This is a genomic window from Novacetimonas cocois (genome assembly GCF_003311635.1).
Classification (GTDB): Bacteria; Pseudomonadota; Alphaproteobacteria; order Acetobacterales; family Acetobacteraceae; genus Novacetimonas; species Novacetimonas cocois.
In genome coordinates this window covers 162,701-181,058 of sequence record NZ_QEXL01000001.1, presented here as the reverse complement: position 1 = coordinate 181,058, position 18,358 = coordinate 162,701, and the positions used below count along the sequence as shown (strand labels likewise).

General features: G+C 65.2%; 16 protein-coding genes. 6 read left to right on the top strand and 10 right to left on the bottom strand.

Features of this window, described 5'->3' with window-relative positions:
• Window positions 1–24: 24 nt before the first annotated feature.
• From rplI to rpsF, 3 genes are read right to left on the bottom strand one after another with little or no spacing between them, the layout of a single operon-like run.
• Window positions 25–624, bottom strand: coding sequence for a 50S ribosomal protein L9 (gene rplI, locus NJLHNGOC_RS00820; RefSeq protein ID WP_113594660.1), 600 nt, complete (start codon window positions 622–624; stop codon window positions 25–27).
• A 13-nt stretch (window positions 625–637) separates the two neighbouring features.
• Window positions 638–913, bottom strand: a complete 276-nt coding sequence (gene rpsR, locus NJLHNGOC_RS00815; protein WP_110096040.1) for a 30S ribosomal protein S18 — start codon at window positions 911–913, stop codon at window positions 638–640.
• A gap of 6 nt (window positions 914–919) precedes the next feature.
• Entirely contained in the window at window positions 920–1,423 is a 504-nt protein-coding gene (gene rpsF, locus NJLHNGOC_RS00810) for a 30S ribosomal protein S6 (protein ID WP_110525838.1), read from the bottom strand.
• A gap of 331 nt (window positions 1,424–1,754) precedes the next feature.
• Between rpsF and NJLHNGOC_RS00805 the strand changes: the two genes are divergently transcribed.
• On the top strand, window positions 1,755–2,750 hold the full coding sequence (locus tag NJLHNGOC_RS00805; protein ID WP_113594659.1) for a glycosyltransferase family 4 protein: 996 nt from the start codon (window positions 1,755–1,757) through the stop codon (window positions 2,748–2,750).
• 46 nt (window positions 2,751–2,796) lie between these two features.
• Here the strand turns inward: NJLHNGOC_RS00805 and NJLHNGOC_RS00800 are convergent, their stop codons facing one another.
• The 5 genes from NJLHNGOC_RS00800 to NJLHNGOC_RS00780 form a co-directional block, all read right to left on the bottom strand.
• The gene (locus NJLHNGOC_RS00800) at window positions 2,797–3,285 is read right to left on the bottom strand and encodes a hypothetical protein (protein ID WP_206059678.1); all 489 of its coding nucleotides are present in this window, start codon (window positions 3,283–3,285) and stop codon (window positions 2,797–2,799) included.
• A gap of 169 nt (window positions 3,286–3,454) precedes the next feature.
• Window positions 3,455–4,021, bottom strand: a complete 567-nt coding sequence (locus NJLHNGOC_RS00795; protein ID WP_113594798.1) for a GNAT family N-acetyltransferase — start codon at window positions 4,019–4,021, stop codon at window positions 3,455–3,457.
• A gap of 37 nt (window positions 4,022–4,058) precedes the next feature.
• On the bottom strand, window positions 4,059–6,023 hold the full coding sequence (gene rpoD, locus NJLHNGOC_RS00790) for an RNA polymerase sigma factor RpoD (RefSeq protein WP_113594657.1): 1,965 nt from the start codon (window positions 6,021–6,023) through the stop codon (window positions 4,059–4,061).
• A 237-nt stretch (window positions 6,024–6,260) separates the two neighbouring features.
• Window positions 6,261–8,150, bottom strand: coding sequence for a DNA primase (gene dnaG, locus NJLHNGOC_RS00785; RefSeq protein ID WP_113594656.1), 1,890 nt, complete (start codon window positions 8,148–8,150; stop codon window positions 6,261–6,263).
• 14 nt (window positions 8,151–8,164) lie between these two features.
• On the bottom strand, window positions 8,165–8,626 hold the full coding sequence (locus NJLHNGOC_RS00780; protein ID WP_113594655.1) for a GatB/YqeY domain-containing protein: 462 nt from the start codon (window positions 8,624–8,626) through the stop codon (window positions 8,165–8,167).
• Between the two features lie 168 nt (window positions 8,627–8,794).
• Here NJLHNGOC_RS00780 and carA point away from each other — a divergent pair, with 168 nt between their 5' ends.
• From carA to NJLHNGOC_RS00760, 4 genes are all read left to right on the top strand, one after another.
• Window positions 8,795–10,195: a glutamine-hydrolyzing carbamoyl-phosphate synthase small subunit gene (gene carA, locus NJLHNGOC_RS00775; protein WP_113594654.1), complete on the top strand. Its 1,401-nt coding sequence runs from the start codon at window positions 8,795–8,797 to the stop codon at window positions 10,193–10,195.
• Window positions 10,196–10,208: 13 nt separating this feature from the next.
• Window positions 10,209–13,466, top strand: coding sequence for a carbamoyl-phosphate synthase large subunit (gene carB, locus NJLHNGOC_RS00770; RefSeq protein WP_113594653.1), 3,258 nt, complete (start codon window positions 10,209–10,211; stop codon window positions 13,464–13,466).
• Between the two features lie 131 nt (window positions 13,467–13,597).
• Window positions 13,598–14,071: a transcription elongation factor GreA gene (greA, locus tag NJLHNGOC_RS00765; RefSeq protein WP_110525813.1), complete on the top strand. Its 474-nt coding sequence runs from the start codon at window positions 13,598–13,600 to the stop codon at window positions 14,069–14,071.
• 10 nt (window positions 14,072–14,081) lie between these two features.
• On the top strand, window positions 14,082–15,281 hold the full coding sequence (locus NJLHNGOC_RS00760; protein WP_113594652.1) for a threonine ammonia-lyase: 1,200 nt from the start codon (window positions 14,082–14,084) through the stop codon (window positions 15,279–15,281).
• 308 nt (window positions 15,282–15,589) lie between these two features.
• Here the strand turns inward: NJLHNGOC_RS00760 and upp are convergent, their stop codons facing one another.
• Entirely contained in the window at window positions 15,590–16,267 is a 678-nt protein-coding gene (upp, locus tag NJLHNGOC_RS00755) for a uracil phosphoribosyltransferase (protein WP_113594651.1), read from the bottom strand.
• On the bottom strand, window positions 16,264–16,668 hold the full coding sequence (gene msrB / locus NJLHNGOC_RS00750) for a peptide-methionine (R)-S-oxide reductase MsrB (protein ID WP_113594797.1): 405 nt from the start codon (window positions 16,666–16,668) through the stop codon (window positions 16,264–16,266). The genes upp and msrB overlap by 4 nt, the downstream gene beginning before the upstream one ends.
• Window positions 16,669–16,833: 165 nt before the next feature.
• Between msrB and gpmI the strand changes: the two genes are divergently transcribed.
• Window positions 16,834–18,345, top strand: coding sequence for a 2,3-bisphosphoglycerate-independent phosphoglycerate mutase (gene gpmI, locus NJLHNGOC_RS00745; protein ID WP_239021255.1), 1,512 nt, complete (start codon window positions 16,834–16,836; stop codon window positions 18,343–18,345).
• The last annotated feature ends 13 nt before the right edge of the window (window positions 18,346–18,358 follow it).

The following is an 18,358-nucleotide window of genomic DNA, read 5'->3' as shown; positions in this document are numbered from 1 at the left end:
GGATGGACCGGACCCGTGGCCTGTTCAGGCTGCGGGATGTTCTTCCGTCGCGGCGACGGGCGCTTCTTCGGGGGCGGCTTCAACTTCAACCGCTTCCTCGACAAAGCCGGACGCGTCATCGTCGCGCTCGGCGCCGATTTCCTCGCCACGTGCCTGACGTTCGGCTTCTTCTTCCGAACGGGCGACGTTCACGCTGACCTGCATCGAAACTTCGGGATGCAGCGCAACGCGGACTTCGTACACACCAAGCTGCTTGATGGGTTCGGGCAGGATGACCTGGGAACGCGAAACCGTCAGGCCCGCCTGCGTCAGTGCCTCGGCAATGTCACGGGTGGTGACGGAGCCATACAGGCTTCCGCTGTCGCCAGCCTGACGGATCAGGACGACGGACAGGCCGTGCATGCGCTCGGACAGGCGCTCGGCTTCTTCGCGACGCTTCAGGTTCTGGGCCTCAAGCTGCACGCGCTCACGCTCGAAACGCTCGCGGTTGTGCGCGTTGGCGCGGATCGCCTTGCCCTGGGGCAGCAGGAAGTTGCGGGCATAGCCCGGCTTCACCGTGACGATCTCGCCCATCTGGCCCAGCTTTTCGACGCGCTGGAGCAGGATGAGTTCTACTGCGGACATGGTTCTGCCTCCCTCAGCTTACGATATAGGGCAGCAGGGCCAGGAAACGGGCGCGCTTGATGGCCTGGGCCAGTTCGCGCTGCTTCTTGGCGGACACTGCCGTGATGCGGCTGGGGACGATCTTGCCACGCTCGGACAGGAAGCGGCTCAGCAGACGCACGTCCTTATAGTCGATCTGCGGCGCGTTGGGGCCGGAGAACGGGCAGGACTTGCGACGACGGTAAAACGGACGACGCGCACCCACGGCCACGCGACGGGCGGCGGGGTTGATCTCGGTTGTTTCGGACATCAGCTCTTACTCCGCTTCGCTGCTGGCGGGCGCGCCGGCATTGTTGCGCTGCTGTTCTTCACGCTCGTTGCGCGCGCGGAACTCTTCGCGATCGTCATAGTTGCGGCGGCCGGCGTTGTTGCCACCACGACCGCTTTCAAAGCGACCGGCGGGCTTCGGGCCACGGAAACCACGTTCACGCTCGTCACCCTTGCGCGACAGGATCACGGACGGGGCGTCGTCGATTTCGTCAACACGCAGCATCAGCACGCGCAGGACGTCTTCGTTCAGGCTGAGCTGACGCTCGATTTCCTTGATGGCGGCAGGCGTCGCGTCCAGGCCGAGGAGCATGTAATGCCCCTTGCGGTTCTTCTTGATGCGGTATGCCAGGGTACGCAGGCCCCAGTATTCGCGCTTCTTGATCGAACCGGATTCAGCTTCCAGCACGGTGGCGATGCCATCGGCGATGGCTTCGACCTGCTGCTGCGACACGTCATTACGTGCAATCAGCACGGTTTCATACAATGGCATGGGAACTCCCTTCGGATCTGTTCAACCCCTTTCGCCATGGACACGGTCCATCGCGCCATCATGCTGTCACATGACGCGGGTATAGCCGGGCGCAATGCCATGCACCCGGCAGGGAAGGTGCGCGTTGAAGCACGATCGCCCGCTCCAGACAAGGAAAAAAGCACGGCAGCCCCCATATTGCCCCGCCTTGCGCCATATCCGGTCGGCCCGGTGCTGAAACAATTCTTAAGGAAATAGGTACTTCCATAGTATCCTTTCCCCGTCAGACTTCGTGTCGCGTGTTCGTTGTCCTTAACCAGAGGGGCCAGGCTTGCGAATTCTTCATTGCGTGATGACAAACGAATTTGCCGGAACCGAACGATATGTCAGTGAACTGGCCGCGTTACAGGCGCGCGGGCACGAGGTCTGCATCCAGATCGCCCGCCAGACGCGCGATCCCCTAACCGGGGGCGACATCGTCCCCCACATCGCCCCGTCAGTCGAAACCATTCGCGCGGGATATCTGGGATACAGCGCCACCTATCTGAAAACCCTGAAAACCTTTCGCCCGGACGTCATCCATACGCACCTTGGCAAGACGAGCTTTCGCCTCGGGCTGCTGCCGCGTCCGCGCAACGTTCCCCTTGTCGCCACGCTGCACAAAAGGTTCAGCAGCCGCGCCTATCGCCGGTGCGACGGGCTGATCTGCATCGCCCGGTGGCAGGCACGCGACATTCCCTCCAGCTTTCGGCGCCCATATTCCGTCATCGGCAACTGGACGCAACCGCGCACGCCGCCAACACCGGCGCAACGCCAGCACATGCGGGCGTCGCTGGGCATCGGGGAAAATACCTTCCTGATCGGCGCGGCCGGACGGATGATCCCCAAGAAGGGATTCGATACCCTCGTGCGGGCCTTCAGGCAGGCCGCCCTGCCGGATGCCCGGCTGGTCCTGTTCGGCGACGGCCCCCAGCGCCGCGAACTGGAACAGCTGGGTGGTGGCGATGTCCTGTTTCCCGGATACCGCACGGACCTGCCGACCGACCTCCACATGCTGGACGGTTTCGCCCTGCCCTCCGTGCATGAAGCCTTCGGGCTGGTCCTGCTGGAAGCGATGTCGGCGCAACTGCCGGTCATCGCGACTGCCGCAGGGGGGGTGCTGGACATCCTTGACCCCTCCTCGCCGGAGCTTGTGCCGCCCGGCGATGTCGACGCCATGGCCCGGGCCCTGCGCCACATGCGACAGCAGGGCCCGCGCCAGTGGGACATGCGCCGTTTCGACCCGGTATGCCAGGCAGGGAAGATCACCTCCTTTTACGAACGCGTCAGGACCAGCCTGCGCGCCTGATGCACCACCGGCCGCTTACCGGCGCCCGGGTTGCCCCGAACAGGGATCAGAACAGGTCTGGCGAAGGCGGCGCCGGTTCAAGCTCGGTGAATTCCGGCGTTCCCCATTCGTAGTTTTCCCGGTCATAGCGATAACCGGTCAGGCTGGCGGCAAAATCCAGCGGCAGCCAGTACATCGGGTGCGAAACCGCGCCCTCGCCCTGACGGTCCACTTTCTGCTGTGCCGCGAAAGCCGCCCTGCGCATGGGGGCAAAGGAAGACGGGACAATCCCCTTGACCTCCAGATCCAGCGTATCGCCCCCTTCGCCATCATGGGTGATCGACCATTTCAGCTCGCCCTTTTCGTAACACTGCACGCGGCTGACATGTTCGCCCTCCTGCACGTCACAGACGATCAGGGTTCCCTGCTGCGACAGCCTGTCCCGTGCAAGCACGGGGGGACGGGCAAGGTTATTGTAGCGACATACGATCCAGTGATCAGGCAGCTGCGCCATTGCGAAATCGCACTGTCCATCGACATTCCCGGTATCCCGCATGCCCAGAGCGGAAAGTATGTCTGACCTGCTTATACCGCGGAACGAATAATAAGAAAAATTGTATTCCACCCGCTTAATTCTCCTTTTCCTGAAGAGAATATCGGGGGGCATATCCGTTATAACAATGGGACCGGTAAAAATAATTTGACAGTTACATTAACCATGATTGTCAGCTGTGGCTAACGGCCGGAATACAAAGGTTTTTCGGTATGGACAGCCCGATATGGTCGGGAATGTCCCACACTTCGCGCAACACGCGGACGGCGCGGAACCCGGCCCGGATATAGTTGGGCAGCGCACGTGGATGATCGGCCGAACACGTATTGACGCGCAGCGCCGCCGGCCCATTGCGCCATGCGATATGTATGGCGGCATGCAGGAATGCCAGCCCGATCCCGCGTCCGATCCAGCGTGGCAGCAGGCCGAAATAGGCCAGGTTGATATCGGGACACTGGCGGCCATCGAGTTCGAAAAAGCCCGCCACCTCCCCATCGCAACGCAGGATGTAAACGCCAATCGCCGGGTTTTGCAGAAGCTGCGCCAGCTGTTCGTCACCCATGACGCGGCGCAGCCACCAGCAGTAATCCTGCCCGACGCGGTTGTACAGGTCGCGGTACAGCGATACGGCGGGATGTATCTCCCGCCGTATCTCACACCCTTTGGGAAGTGGGGGCACATGGCCGGGCGGCTCGCGGTCCATGCACAGGAACGTCACGTCCACCGCCACGCGCGTCATGCCGTCCCCCACCTGTCCCCCGTCGTTCCCGTGCCGATCAGTTGTCGTCAAGGAAAGAGCGAAGCTTGCGGCTGCGGCTCGGGTGCTTGAGCTTGCGCAGTGCCTTGGCCTCGATCTGGCGGATACGTTCGCGCGTCACGTTGAACTGCTGCCCGACCTCTTCAAGCGTATGGTCGGTGTTCATGCCGATGCCAAAGCGCATGCGCAGCACGCGCTCCTCACGCGGGGTCAGCGACGACAGGACGCGCGTCGTCGCCTCGCGCAGGTTGGTCTGGATCGCGGCGTCAAGCGGGATGACCGCCGTCTTGTCCTCGATAAAATCACCAAGATGGCTGTCTTCCTCATCCCCGATCGGGGTTTCGAGGGAAATCGGCTCCTTGGCGATCTTGAGGACCTTGCGAACCTTCTCCAGCGGCATGCCCAGCTTTTCGGCCAGTTCCTCCGGCGCGGGCTCGCGCCCGATCTCATGCAGCATCTGGCGCGAGGTACGCACCAGCTTGTTGATCGTCTCGATCATGTGGACCGGGATGCGGATCGTGCGCGCCTGATCGGCGATGGAGCGGGTGATGGCCTGACGGATCCACCATGTCGCATAGGTGGAGAACTTGTAGCCACGACGGTATTCGAATTTGTCCACCGCCTTCATCAGGCCGATATTGCCTTCCTGAATCAGGTCAAGGAACTGCAGGCCGCGGTTGGTGTATTTCTTGGCGATCGAGATCACGAGGCGCAGGTTCGCCTCGATCATTTCCTTCTTGGCGCGCGCGGAATCACGCTCGCCCCGCGAAACGGTGGCATAGACGCGGCGGAATTCGCCCACCGGCAGGCCGGTTTCCTGCGTCAGCTCCGCAACCTGCCCACGCAGCTTGATGACCGTGTCCATGTGCTTGGCGACGAAGTTCTTCCACGCCTTGCCCGGCAGCGCCGACACGACGTCCACCCAGCCCGGATCCAGTTCGCGCCCGCGATATTTCAGCAGGAAATCCTCGCGCGAGACCTTCGTGCTTTCGGCCAGGCGCAGCATGCGGCCTTCCAGCCCGTTCAGACGCTGGAAGATGGCCTTCAGATGCTCCACCAGCACCTCGATGCGGGTATTGTGCAGGTGGACCTGCTGCACCTTGCCGACCAGTTCGCAACGCAGCTGTTCGTACGCGGCCTCCGCCTCGGCAGAGATTTCGCCGCCGGACGTCAGTTTTTCAAGGCGCGTCACCTGCAGTTCATGCAGGCGGGCGTACAGGGCCTCCACCTCCTCGAACTGCAGAAGGATTTCGGGCTTGAGCTTTTCCTCAAGCGCGGACAGCGACAGGCCCGCGCCTTCTCCCTCGCCCTCGCCTTCCTCGGACTCGTCGTTTCCGGCCGCCGCGTCGAAACCTTCCTCGCCTTCTTCCGTATCCTCGCCGGGGGCGGCATTGCCGGACTGCATCGCCTCCAGATCGACGATGTCACGCAGCAGCATCTCCCCGGCCTTGAGGCGTTCATGCCACGAGATGATGGCGCGGAACGTCAGCGGGCTTTCGCACAGGCCGCCGATCATTTCATCGCGCCCGGCCTCGATACGCTTGGCGATCGCGATCTCGCCCTCGCGGGAGAGGAGCTCGACCGAGCCCATCTCACGCAGGTACATGCGCACCGGGTCATCGGTGCGGCCCAGGTTTTCGCTGTCGACGTTGCCTGCCGCCTGCTCCTCACCCTCGCCTTCGGCGGGTTCCTCGCTCTTGGCTTCGGGTTCGGGCGTGCTTTCCTCGGTCTCGCTGTCGTTGTCCTCGTTCTCGACAACCTGCAGGCCCATTTCCGATAGCGCGGCCATCACGTCCTCGATCTGCTCGGAAGACATCTGGTCCTGCGGCAGGACGGCATTGAGTTCATCAAAAGTGATGTACCCCCGTTCCTTGCCGCGTGCGATCAGCCTTTTGACGGCTCCGGACTGCGTATCCAGCAAGGTGGTGTCGTTGTCCTGGTCACCAGAAGCTGCATCCGTTCCCGCGGCTGTCTTTGTCGCCATGCCCGATCAATCCCTACCCAGCAAATTCCGTAGCCCGCCCCATCACGGGCGGAAACATCAAGGCCCTGCGTCCGGGAACCGTATCCCTTCCGCCGTTTCCGTCACGCTGCGTGCGCGGCAGAAACAGAAATACGGCNCATCGTATCGCATCCACTTCTTTCGACAGGTGCAGGTGGTCGATTCNCCCCCCCCGAAGTCAAGGGGCACGCCCCGATTTCCCCAAAAAACAACGCCCCTTCATTGCGTATCGGGAATATCCCCGCCACGCCGCAGCGCCTCCAGCGCCAGCAGCCTGACACGCAGGCTTTCCCATGCCTGTTCGTCAAATTCTTCCTTGCACATCCGTTCGGTATCAAGGCGCAGGTCGCGGGCAAAACGCTCCACATTCAAAAGCGCGTAGAAATGCCACCATTCCTGCCGCGCATCGACGGACATCAGGTCCCCGTCCTGCTGCTGCGCCGACAGCGGCAGGGGATGGGACGACAGCACCCGGTCGCGCGCCTGCGACAGGCCCACGGCCCCGATCCGCTCCTCCAGCGCCAGCAGGAGGGCGGACGCATCCCTGTCGCCCCCTTCCTCTGCCAGCATGTCGAGCATCACCGCCCGCAGGCCGGACAGCTCGGCGGGCATGTCCAGCCGGCAATAGGCGTCCTGCACGTCCTCCAGCACTTCGGGATGGCGCAGCAGGATGGCAGTCAGAATACGCATCCGCTCAAGCGTGACCGCCTGCGCGTCCAGCGTGACCGGGACACCCTGAACATCGGCGGCAGGCGCCGGGAACGGACGGGCGCCATGCATGCCGCCCTGCCGTCCCCCGCCACGCGCCCCCGGCGTGGGACGGCGCCGGAAGGTTGCGAAAAACCGGTCCAGCAGGGTGGAGCGGTATTCCGACGCCAGTCCCTTGTCGGGGATCAGGTTCGCCGCATCCACCAGTTTCTGGCGCAGGGCCGCGCGCTGCTCCGGGCCGGGATCGCGCACCCCTTCACTCAGCAGGCCGAAGAGGACCTCGCTCAACGGACGCGCGCCCTCGATCAGGCCGCCCATCGCCGCACTGCCCTGCTGGCGCAGCAGGCTGTCGGGGTCCTCGCCCTCCGGCAGGACGCAAAAGCGCAGGGTCCGCTCGACATTCAGCAGCGGCAGCCCGGTTTCCGCCGCCTTTACCGCCGCGCGCTGCCCCGCCGCATCGCCATCGAAGCACAGCACCGGCGCGGAAGAGACCTGCCACAGCGCCTCCATCTGCTCGGCCGTGAGCGCGGTGCCCAGCGGGGCGACCGCGCCGGCAAAGCCGGCCTGGTGCAGGGCGATGACGTCCATATAGCCCTCGACCACCAGCAGTTCGGGACGCGGGGGGGCGTCCGGGCCGCCACGTGGCGCGCGCACTGCCGCGCGGGCGCGGTCAAGCCCGAACAGGACGCGGCGTTTCGCGAAAATCGCGGTCTCGGGGCCATTGAGGTATTTGGGCTGCCCATCGCCAAGGATGCGCCCGCCAAACGACACCAGCCGCCCGCGCCGGTCACAGATGGGAAAGGTGACGCGGTTGAAGAACAGCTCCCCCTTGGGCCTGCCATTCTCATCCACGCGCATCAGCCCCGCCTGCGCCAGCAGCGCCGGGGTGATGTCATGTGCCGCAAGTTCCGTCAGCAGGCCACCCCGCCCGTCGCCGGACCAGCCAAGGCCGAATGCCTCGATCGTCTCGTCCGTCAGGCCACGCCCCCGCAGGTAGGCCAGCCCCTCGCGCCCCTCGTTCTGGTACAGGCGGCGGCGCCATGCCTGCTGCACCGCCTCCAGCACATCGCCCAGGGTGCGGGCTTCCTGCTGGGCCTCGCGCTGGTGGCGGTCTGGACGCGGGACCTCCATCCCGGCGGCGGAGGCCAGTTCCTCCACCGCCTCGGGGAAGGAGCGCCCCTCGCTCTGCATGACGAAGGAAATGACATCGCCATGCACACCACATCCGAAACAGTGGAAGTGGTCGTCATAGACATAGAACGATGGCGTCTTTTCCCCGTGGAAGGGGCAGCATGCCTTCCAGTTCCGGCCCGAACGCACCAGCTTGGTGCGCCGCCCGATGACCGCCGCGATCGGGGTCCGGGCGCGCAGTTCGTCCAGAAAGGCGGGATCAAGCGCCATCGCCTACCTGTTCCTCAGCGCGCGGACAGCAGCGACTTGACGATGGAACTGGCGATGGCCGCGTCCAGCGCGCTGCCGAACTGCGTCTTCAGCGCCGCCATGACGCGGCCCATGTCCTTCATGGAGGTCGCATCCGTGCGCTCGATCGCCTCGCGCGCGGCGGCCTCAAGCGTTTCCTCGTCCAGGTCGGCAGGCAGGTAGGTGCGGATCAGGGCGATTTCCGCCTCTTCCTTCTGCGCCAGTTCGGGACGGCCGCCCTGCAGGTACATCGCGGCGGATTCCGTGCGCGACTTGACCATACCACGCAGCATGCCGATCACGGCGTCGTCGCTGACCTTGTCCTCTCCTTTCGCGCGGCCCGCGATGTCAAGGTCTTTCAGCTTTGCCGTAATCATGCGGATCGTGCCGACGCGGTCACTCTGTCCGGCCTTCATGGCGGCTTTCAGGTCTTCCATGAAACGTGCGCGCAAGGACATTCTTCAAACTCCTGTTGATCGGTAGGGGACAGTGGTCCGCCGCACGGACTGCGGCCGACATGACCGGGAATCTTTTTCCCACTTTTCACGATCGAAAAGCTGGCGGAATTTTCTTCCCATCCCCTTTGTCCGCTGATAGGGAATAGACCCGGAAGGGACAATCATCCAATGCCGATGACAATAGAAGACATCATACAGCGCCTTGGCGGCCCGGAACAGGCCGCGCGCCTGACGGGCGTCAGCACCGAGGCCGTGCGCAAATGGCGACAGGCCCGCGCCATCCCGCCAAAGCACTGGACCGTGGTGCTGCGTGAAACCGGCCTGTCCCTGTCCGACCTGCAACCCGCCACCGAATCCGACCGACCGGAGCCCCCAATGACCGCGCCCAATCCGATCTCTCCGGCCAGCCGGCCCGATGCCGCCACCGCCGCCCTGATCCTGGCCGATGGCACCGTCCTGTGGGGGCGCGGCTTTGGCGCACATGCCGAAGGTGCCACCGCGATTGGCGAAATCTGCTTTTCCACCGGCATGACGGGATATCAGGAAACGCTGACCGATCCCTCCTTCGCCGGACAGATCATCACCTTCACCTTTCCCCATATCGGCAATGTCGGCACCACCCCCGAGGATGACGAGGCCGCGCGCGTCGCAGCCCGCGCCCTGGTGGTCAAGGAAGACCTGACCGCGCCCGCCAACTGGCGTTCGGTGGAATCGCTCGACGCGTGGCTCAGGGCGCGGGGCATCGCGGGCATCTGCGGCATCGACACCCGCGCGATCACCCGCCGCATCCGCGATGGCGGCCCGCAGACCGCCATTGTCGCCTATCCCGCCGACGGCAGCATCGACATCGCCGCCCTGCAGGCGCAGGCCCGCGCGTGGCCGGGGCTGGAGGGCATGGACCTTGCCCGCGAAGTCACCTGCGCCAAATCCTATGCCTGGGATGAGGGCGTATGGCACTGGCCGCATGGCACCGTCCCCCTTCCTGAAAAGCGCCGCCGCGTCGTTGCCGTCGATTACGGGGCGAAGCGCAATATCCTGCGCTGCCTGTCATCCGCCGGATGCGACGTCATCGTCGTCCCCGCCACCGCCACGGCGGAGGAAATCCTGTCGCACGAGCCGGCGGGCGTGTTCCTGTCCAACGGACCGGGCGACCCGGCGGCCACCGCATCCTATGCCGTCGCCGCCATCCGTGGCGTGCTGGAGGCGGGCAAGCCGGTGTTCGGCATCTGCCTTGGCCACCAGCTGCTGGCCCTGACGCTGGGTGCCAGGACCTACAAGCTGGAGCGCGGGCATCGCGGCGCGAACCAGCCCGTCAAGGACCTTGCGACGGGCAAGGTAGAAATCACCAGCCAGAACCACGGTTTCGCCGTGGATGACAAAACCCTGCCCGAAGGGGTCCGCGCCACGCATATCAGCCTGTTCGACGGATCGAACGAAGGCATCGCCTCCGACCGGTATCCGGCATTTTCGGTGCAGTACCATCCCGAATCCAGCCCCGGCCCGTCGGACAGCCGTTACCTGTTCGACCGCTTCGTCGCCCTGATCGACTCCCACTCCCACACCGCCTGAAAGCCGTATCGACATGCCCAAACGGACAGATATCAGCTCCATCCTGATTATCGGCGCCGGCCCGATCGTGATCGGCCAGGCGTGCGAATTCGACTATTCCGGCGCGCAGGCCTGCAAGGCCCTGAAGGAAGAGGGTTACCGCGTCATCCTGGTCAACTCCAATCCCGCGACCATCATGACCGATCCGGGACTTGCGGACGCGACCTATATCGAGCCGATCACCCCGGAATTCGTCGAACGCATCATCCTGCGTGAAAAGCCCGACGCCATCCTGCCGACCATGGGCGGGCAGACCGCGCTGAACACGGCGATGGCACTCGACAAGTCGGGCTTCCTCAAGAAGCACAATGTCGAACTGATCGGCGCCAATGCCGAGGTGATCGACCGTGCCGAGGACCGGCAGAAATTCCGCGAGGCGATGGACGCCATCGGCATCGAAAGCCCGCGTAGCGTCATCGCCCACACCCTGGACGAAGCGCGCGAGGCGCTGAAACAGGTGGGCCTGCCGTCGGTCATCCGTCCGTCCTTCACCATGGGCGGGTCGGGCGGCGGCATCGCCTATAACCGCGAGGAGTTCGACCGCATCGTCTCCTCCGGCCTCGATGCCTCCCCCACGACCGAGGTCCTGATCGAGGAATCCGTCCTCGGCTGGAAAGAGTACGAGATGGAGGTCGTGCGCGACGCCGCCGACAACTGCATCATCATCTGCTCGATCGAGAACATCGACCCGATGGGCGTGCATACGGGCGATTCCATCACCGTGGCCCCCGCGCTGACGCTGACGGACAAGGAATACCAGCGCATGCGCGACGCCTCGCTGGCGTGCCTGCGCAAGATCGGGGTGGAAACCGGCGGGTCGAACGTGCAGTTCGGCATCAACCCCGCCGATGGCCGCATGGTCGTGATCGAGATGAACCCCCGCGTCTCGCGCTCTTCCGCGCTGGCGTCCAAGGCGACGGGCTTTCCCATCGCCAAGATCGCGGCAAAGCTCGCGGTTGGCTATACGCTCGACGAACTCGCCAACGACATCACCGGCGGCACCACGCCCGCGTCGTTCGAACCGACGATCGATTACGTCGTCGTCAAGATCCCCCGCTTCACGTTCGAGAAGTTCCCCGGCACCCCGGCCCTGCTGTCCACCAGCATGAAATCCGTGGGCGAGGCGATGGCCATCGGCCGCTCCTTCCCCGAGGCGCTGCAGAAGGGCCTGCGCTCCATGGAAATCGGGCTGGCGGGCCTCGACCCCGTGGACGCGCCGGGCGATGGCGGCCCCGACGCCTTCCGCGCCGCCCTGTCGCAGCCGCGCCCCGAACGCATCCTGATGGCAGCACAGGCCCTGCGCGCCGGGCTGTCGGTGGAGGACATCCACGACGCATGCAAGTTCGAGCCGTGGTTCCTGCGTGAACTGCAAAAGATCATCGCCGCCGAACATGGCGTCGTGTGCGACGGCCTGCCGCGCGACGCGGACCGGATGCGCGCGCTCAAGAGCCTCGGCTTTTCCGACGTGCAGCTCGGGCGGCTGTCGGGCACCTCGGCCAATGAGATCCTTGAGCTGCGCACGCGGCTGGAGGTCACGCCGGTTTACAAGCGCATCGATACCTGCGCGGGCGAGTTCGCATCCCCCACGCCGTACATGTATTCCACGTACGAAGGCGGCTTCGGCACGCCCGAATGCGAAAGCGACCCGACAGATCGCAAGAAGATCGTCATCCTTGGCGGTGGCCCGAACCGCATCGGACAGGGGATCGAGTTCGACTACTGCTGCGTGCATGCGGCCTATGCCCTGCGCGAAGCGGGGTTCGAGACCATCATGGTCAACTGCAACCCCGAGACGGTCTCCACCGATTACGACACGTCCGACCGGCTGTATTTCGAGCCCCTGACGGCCGAGGACGTGATTGCGCTGATCCGCCGCGAACAGGAAAACGGCACCGTGCTGGGCTGCATCGTGCAGTATGGCGGCCAGACGCCGCTGAAGCTGTCGCATGCGCTGGAGACGGCGGGCATCGCGCTGCTGGGCACCCCGGCCGACGCCATCGACTGCGCCGAGGACCGCGAGCGTTTCCAGGCAATGCTGCACAAGGTGGGCCTGCGCCAGCCCGAAAACGGCATCGCCCGCTCCCTGGCGGAGGCCGAGGACGTGGCGGACCGGATCGGATATCCCGTCGTGGTGCGGCCGTCCTACGTTCTGGGCGGACGGGCGATGGAAATCGTGCATGATCGCGCCAGCCTGCAGCGTTACATGCGCGTGGCGCTGCAGCTTGCGGGACATGACGTCGCATCAGGGCCGGTGCTGATCGACCGTTACCTCAATGACGCGATCGAGGCCGACGTGGACTGCATCGCCGATGGCACCGATGTCTATGTCGCCGGCGTCATGGAACATATCGAGGAAGCGGGCATCCATTCGGGCGACAGCGCCTGTTCGCTGCCGCCCTATACCCTGTCGCCCGCCATCGTGACCGAACTGAAGGCCCAGACCGAGGCGATGGCCCGCGAACTGGGCATCGTCGGGCTGATGAACGTGCAGTACGCGATCAAGGGCCACGACATCTTCGTACTGGAGGTCAACCCCCGCGCGTCGCGCACGGTGCCTTTCGTCGCAAAGGCGACTGGCGTCCCGGTCGCCAAGATCGGCGCGCGCGTCATGGCAGGCGCCCGCTTGTCGGAATTCCGCCTCGACGATCAGGCCGTCGCCCCGCATGTCGCGGTCAAGGAAGCGGTCTTCCCGTTCAACCGCTTCCCCGATGTCGATACGATCCTCGGGCCGGAGATGCGCTCCACCGGGGAGGTGATGGGACTCGACGCGTCATTCGAGCGCGCCTTTGCCAAGTCGCAGCTTGCCGCGGGCGTGCGCCTGCCCCTGTCGGGAGAGGTGTTCCTGTCGGTACGCGACAGCGACAAGGCGGCGGTCAAGTCGCTGGGCCGCAGACTGGTGGACATGGGCTTCAGCGTGGTCGCCACCCGTGGCACCGCGCAGTGCCTGCGTGACGCGGGCGTAGAGGTGCGCGTGATCAACAAGGTGCTGGAGGGACGCCCCAACTGCGTGGACGCGATCCGTTCGGGCGAAATCCAGATGGTCATCAACACTGCGCAGGGCGCGCAGTCGGTCACCGACAGCTTTGACATCCGCCGTTCGGCCCTGACGCACGGGATCCCGCATTACACCACCATCGCGGGGGCGCGGGCCGCGACCTATGCCATCGCGGCGATGCGCGACGGGGTGCTTGAAGTCGCGCCACTTCAATCCTACTTTAAGGGATCGTACTGAACGTCCCGCATCCCCCTGCCCGTCCGCGCCCCGATGGCGTCCGGCGGGCGGGGGGTGTTTCATGCGGGCGTTCGCCATGACCACACCATCCGTCAGTCGTCGAACGCTGACCTTCACCCCGGGGATACATCTTGCAGAAATTTCCGATGACAGGCCCAGGCCTGCAACGGCTCGAAGAAGAACTTCGCAAGCTCAAGAGTGAAGAACGTCCTGCCATCATACGGGCCATCGCCGAGGCACGCAGCCACGGCGACCTGTCGGAGAACGCCGAATACCATGCGGCGCGCGAACGCCAGTCCTTTACCGAGGGCCGCATCCTGGAGCTGGAGGAAATCGTCTCCTCCGCCGAGGTGATCGACCCTGCCTCCCTGTCGGGGGACCAGGTGAAGTTCGGGGCCCGCGTCCATCTGGTGGACGAGGAAACGGACAAGGAAGTCACCTACCAGATCGTTGGCGTCTATGAGGCCGACATCAAGCAGGGGCTGCTGTCGATCTCCTCCCCGCTGGCCAAGTCGCTGATCGGCAAGAGCGTGGGCGACAGCGTTTCCGTTCCCGCGCCCGGTGGCGACCGCACTTACGAAATACTGGCCGTTACCTACGGCTGAGGCATATGACGTGATCACACTTGACGATATCCGCGCCGCCGCACGGCGCATCAACGGGCGTGTCCTGCGCACCCCCACCGTGCCGTCGCAGGCGCTTTCGCAGGCGACCGGCGCGGATATCGTGCTCAAGCTCGACAACCTGCAGGCGGTCGGCTCCTTCAAGGAGCGCGGGGCCGCCAACAAGCTGGCGCTGCTTGACGAAGGCGAGCGCAGGCGCGGCGTCATCACCGTTTCCGCCGGAAACCATGCGCAGGGGGTGGCGCGTCATGCCTCCCTCCTTGGCATTGACGTGGTGATCGTCATGCCGCGCTTTACCCCCGTGGCCAAGGTGACGCGCACGGCGGCATGGGGGGCGCGCGTCGTCCTTGAAGGCGACAGCTTTGCCGAGGCGATGGCCCATGCCAACGCCCTGTGCGAGCGTGAGGGCCGGGTCTTCGTCCATCCCTATGACGATCCCGAGGTGATGGCCGGACAGGGCACCTTCGCCCTTGAACTGCTGGAGGATGCGGGCGAACTCGACACGTTCGTCTGTCCCATCGGCGGTGGCGGCCTGCTGTCGGGATGCGCGGTCACGGCGCGCGCGCTGCGTCCGGGCATGGATATCATTGGCGTGCAGGTGGAAAATTATTCCTCCCTCTCCGGCTTTCCGGGGGATGAGCTGCTGCCGCCGGGCGGTCCCACCATTGCCGAGGGGATCGCCGTGCTCAAGGTGGGACGCCAGCCGCTGGAGGTCATACGCGAACACATCTCCGGCGTGCTGACGGTTCCCGAAAGCGCGATCGAGACCGCGATCACCATGCTGGCCGAAGGGGCAAAGCAGGTCAGCGAGGGCGCGGGCGCCACGGCGCTGGCGGCGGTCCTGACCTATCCCGAGATGTTCCGGGGAAAGCGCGTGGCGCTGCCGGTCACGGGCGGCAACATCGACAGCCGCATCCTTGCCAACACGCTTCTGCGCTCCCTGCTGCGTGACGGGCGGCTTTTGTCCCTGAAGATGGAAATTCCCGACCGTCCGGGCGTGCTGGCCGATATCTCCCGCAGGATCGGGGATGCGGGCGGCAACATCATCGAGGTCTCCCACCAGCGCCTGTTCACCACGCCCAGCGTGCAGGCGGCCGAGCTGGAAATCATGATCGAGGCCCGCGACCCGGAACATGCCCGCCAGCTGGAGACGGAACTGTCCAAGACCTATATCGTCCGTCGCACCTGCTGAACGGCGCGGCTCTGCCGCCGCGGCCACATCCCGCATCCCCTGTCATCGGAAAATGCATCAGGATCGGTCCAGGGGCAATTTCCGTGTGAAAGCGGGAATGTGGGCATGTCGGGCGGTGGATATCCCGATCGCCCTCACCCGGTCACGGCCGTGAAAGACCCGCCTGCGGCCGTCGGCAGGCCGCCTCGTTTTCCCCATGCCTGCGTTCGGCCTGTGGCGCATGGCGGCTGTCATGATTCATACGCGGCTTTCCGGGATACACGGCACCGCCCCGATGCGGGCTGATGCCCGGCATCGGGTGCAGATGCTCATTTGGTGCCGAACAGCCGGTCCCCCGCATCACCAAGGCCCGGACGGATGTAGCCATGATCGTCCAGTCCCCGATCAATCGCGCAGGTGACCACCCGCACGTCGGGATGCGCGGCGCGCAGGCAGGCGATCCCTTCGGACGCGGCCAGCAGGCAGACGAAGACGATGCTGTCGGCCCCGGCCTGTTTCAGGCGCGTAATGGCGGCGACGGCGCTATGCCCGGTCGCCAGCATCGGGTCAACGACGATGCAGCGCCGCCGGGGAAGATCATCCGGCAGCTTGAGGTAATATTCCACGGGCTCCAGCGTCGCCGGGTCGCGATACAGGCCGACATGGCCCACCCGCGCCGACGGGACGAGGTCAAGCATCCCGTCCAGGATCCCGTTTCCCGCCCGCAGGATGGAGACGAGGCAGAGCTTCTTTCCCGCAAGCCGATGGCCGGTCATGCGTTCCAGCGGCGTGTCGATTTCCACGTCCTCCACCGGCAGGTCACGCATGGCCTCGTATCCCGCCAGCATGCTGAGTTCACGCGCCAGACGGCGGAATTCCCCGGTGGAGGTGCGCGCATCACGCAGCAGGGTCAGCTTGTGCCGCGCCAGCGGATGGGTCAGCACCACCACGTCGGGATCATCCCCGACGGCCACCTGACGCCCCGTCGCATCCGCGTCGCGCGTCATGCGGATGTCCCCGCGTCACGCGGAACGAAATCCAGCACGATGCCATTCATGCAGTATCGCAGCCCCGTGGGCGGCGGCCCGTCGGGAAAGACATGGCCCAGATGCCCGTTGCAGTGGGCGCAGTGTACTTCCGTGCGGACCATGCCGTGGCTGGTATCGGTGGTGGTGGCGACCGCGCCGGCGATCGCCTCGCTGAAGGAGGGCCAGCCGCTGCCGCTGTCATATTTGGCCGACGAGCGGAACAGCGGTGCCCCGCATCCCGCACAACGGTATTCCCCGGCCCGTTTTTCATCATTCAGCGGGCTGGAACCCGGACGTTCCGTCCCGTGTTCACGCAGGACGCGCAGCTGTTCCGGCGTCAGGCAGCCACAGCCGCCCGATCTTTTTTCCGTTTGGCCCATCGTCTTTTTTCCTTTCATAATGCCCCGGCAGGCATTCCGCACTGATGTCATTTAGGGCATTATGGGCGACAAAATAAGGGAGAGGAACAACCCATGCCCGCTCAGCCCACCCAGGCGCATACCCCTGCGACACAGCCCCCCGGCCCACAGGCCCGCCGCCCCGTCATGCTGGCGATCCTTGATGGTTTCGGATGGCGCGAGGACCCGTCGGACAATGCCGTGATGGCCGCCGACACTCCGACCTTCGACCGGCTGTGGGGCCATGACCCGCACGCCTTCCTGCGCACATGTGGGGAGGATGTCGGCCTGCCGGAAGGGCAGATGGGCAATTCCGAGGTCGGTCACCTCAATATCGGCGCGGGCCGCGTCGTCATGCAGGAACTGCCACGCATCACCAGGGCCCTGCGCGACGGGACGGCGGCGCAGAGCCCGGTCATGCGCGATTTCCTCGACGCGCTGAAGAAAAGCGGCGGGACCTGCCACCTGATGGGCCTTGTCTCCGACGGGGGGGTGCATTCGCATCAGGACCATGCCGCCGAACTGGCGCGGATCGTGTGCGCGGCCGGCATCCCCGTCGCCCTGCATGTCTTCAGCGACGGCCGCGACACCGCGCCGCATTCCGGGCGCGATTACGTTGCCCGCCTGCTGCGCGACCTGCCGCCACAGGCACGCGTGGCCAGCATTTCGGGACGCTATTACGCCATGGACCGCGACCGGCGGTGGGAACGCGTGCAAAAGGTGTATGACGTCATTGTCTGTGCCACCGGCCCGCGCGCCGCGACGCCCGATGCGGTGCTGGAGGCATCCTATGCCCGCGAAGTTACCGACGAGTTCATCGAACCCACGGTCATCGGCGATTACCAAGGCATGAAGGATGGCGATGGCATCCTATCCTTCAATTTCCGCGCCGACCGGATACGCCAGCTGCTCGACGCGCTGCTGGAGGAAGGGTTCGAGGGGTTCAGGCGCCCGCGCGTCGTCCATTTCGCCGCCGTCCTTGGCATGACGCGCTACAGCGACCGGCTGGCGCGGCTGATTGGCGTCCTGTTCGCGCCGCAGGAACTGCGCGACCTGCTGGGCGATGTCGTCTCGGCGGCAGGCCGCAGGCAGCTCCGCATGGCGGAGACGGAGAAATATCCCCACGTCACCTATTTCCTCAATGGCGGGCGGGAGGAGCAGCTCCCCGGCGAGGACCGTATCATGGTGCCCTCGCCCAAGGTCGCGACCTATGACCTGCAGCCCGAAATGTCGGCGCCAGAGCTGACCCAGCGCGCGGTGGAAGCCATCGACAGCGGCGAATACGACCTGATCGTGCTGAATTTCGCCAATCCCGACATGGTTGGACATACCGGCGTCCTGGCCGCCGCGATCAGGGCGGTGGAGGCCGTCGATGCCGGGCTGGGCCGGATTGTCGCGGCGATCGACCGGGCGGGCGGCGCGTTGCTGGTGACGGCGGATCATGGCAATGCCGAAACCATGTTCGACCCGCAGACCCAGGGGCCGCATACCGCCCATACCCTCAACGTCGTGCCGGTTGTCCTGCATGGCGGGACGGGCCAGCGCCTGCATGACGGGCGGCTGGCGGATATCGCCCCCACCCTGCTGGCGCTGATGGGCCTGCCGCAGCCTGCCGCCATGACCGGACACTCGCTGCTGGATGGACCGACGCCATCCTGACGGCCCGCCTTCA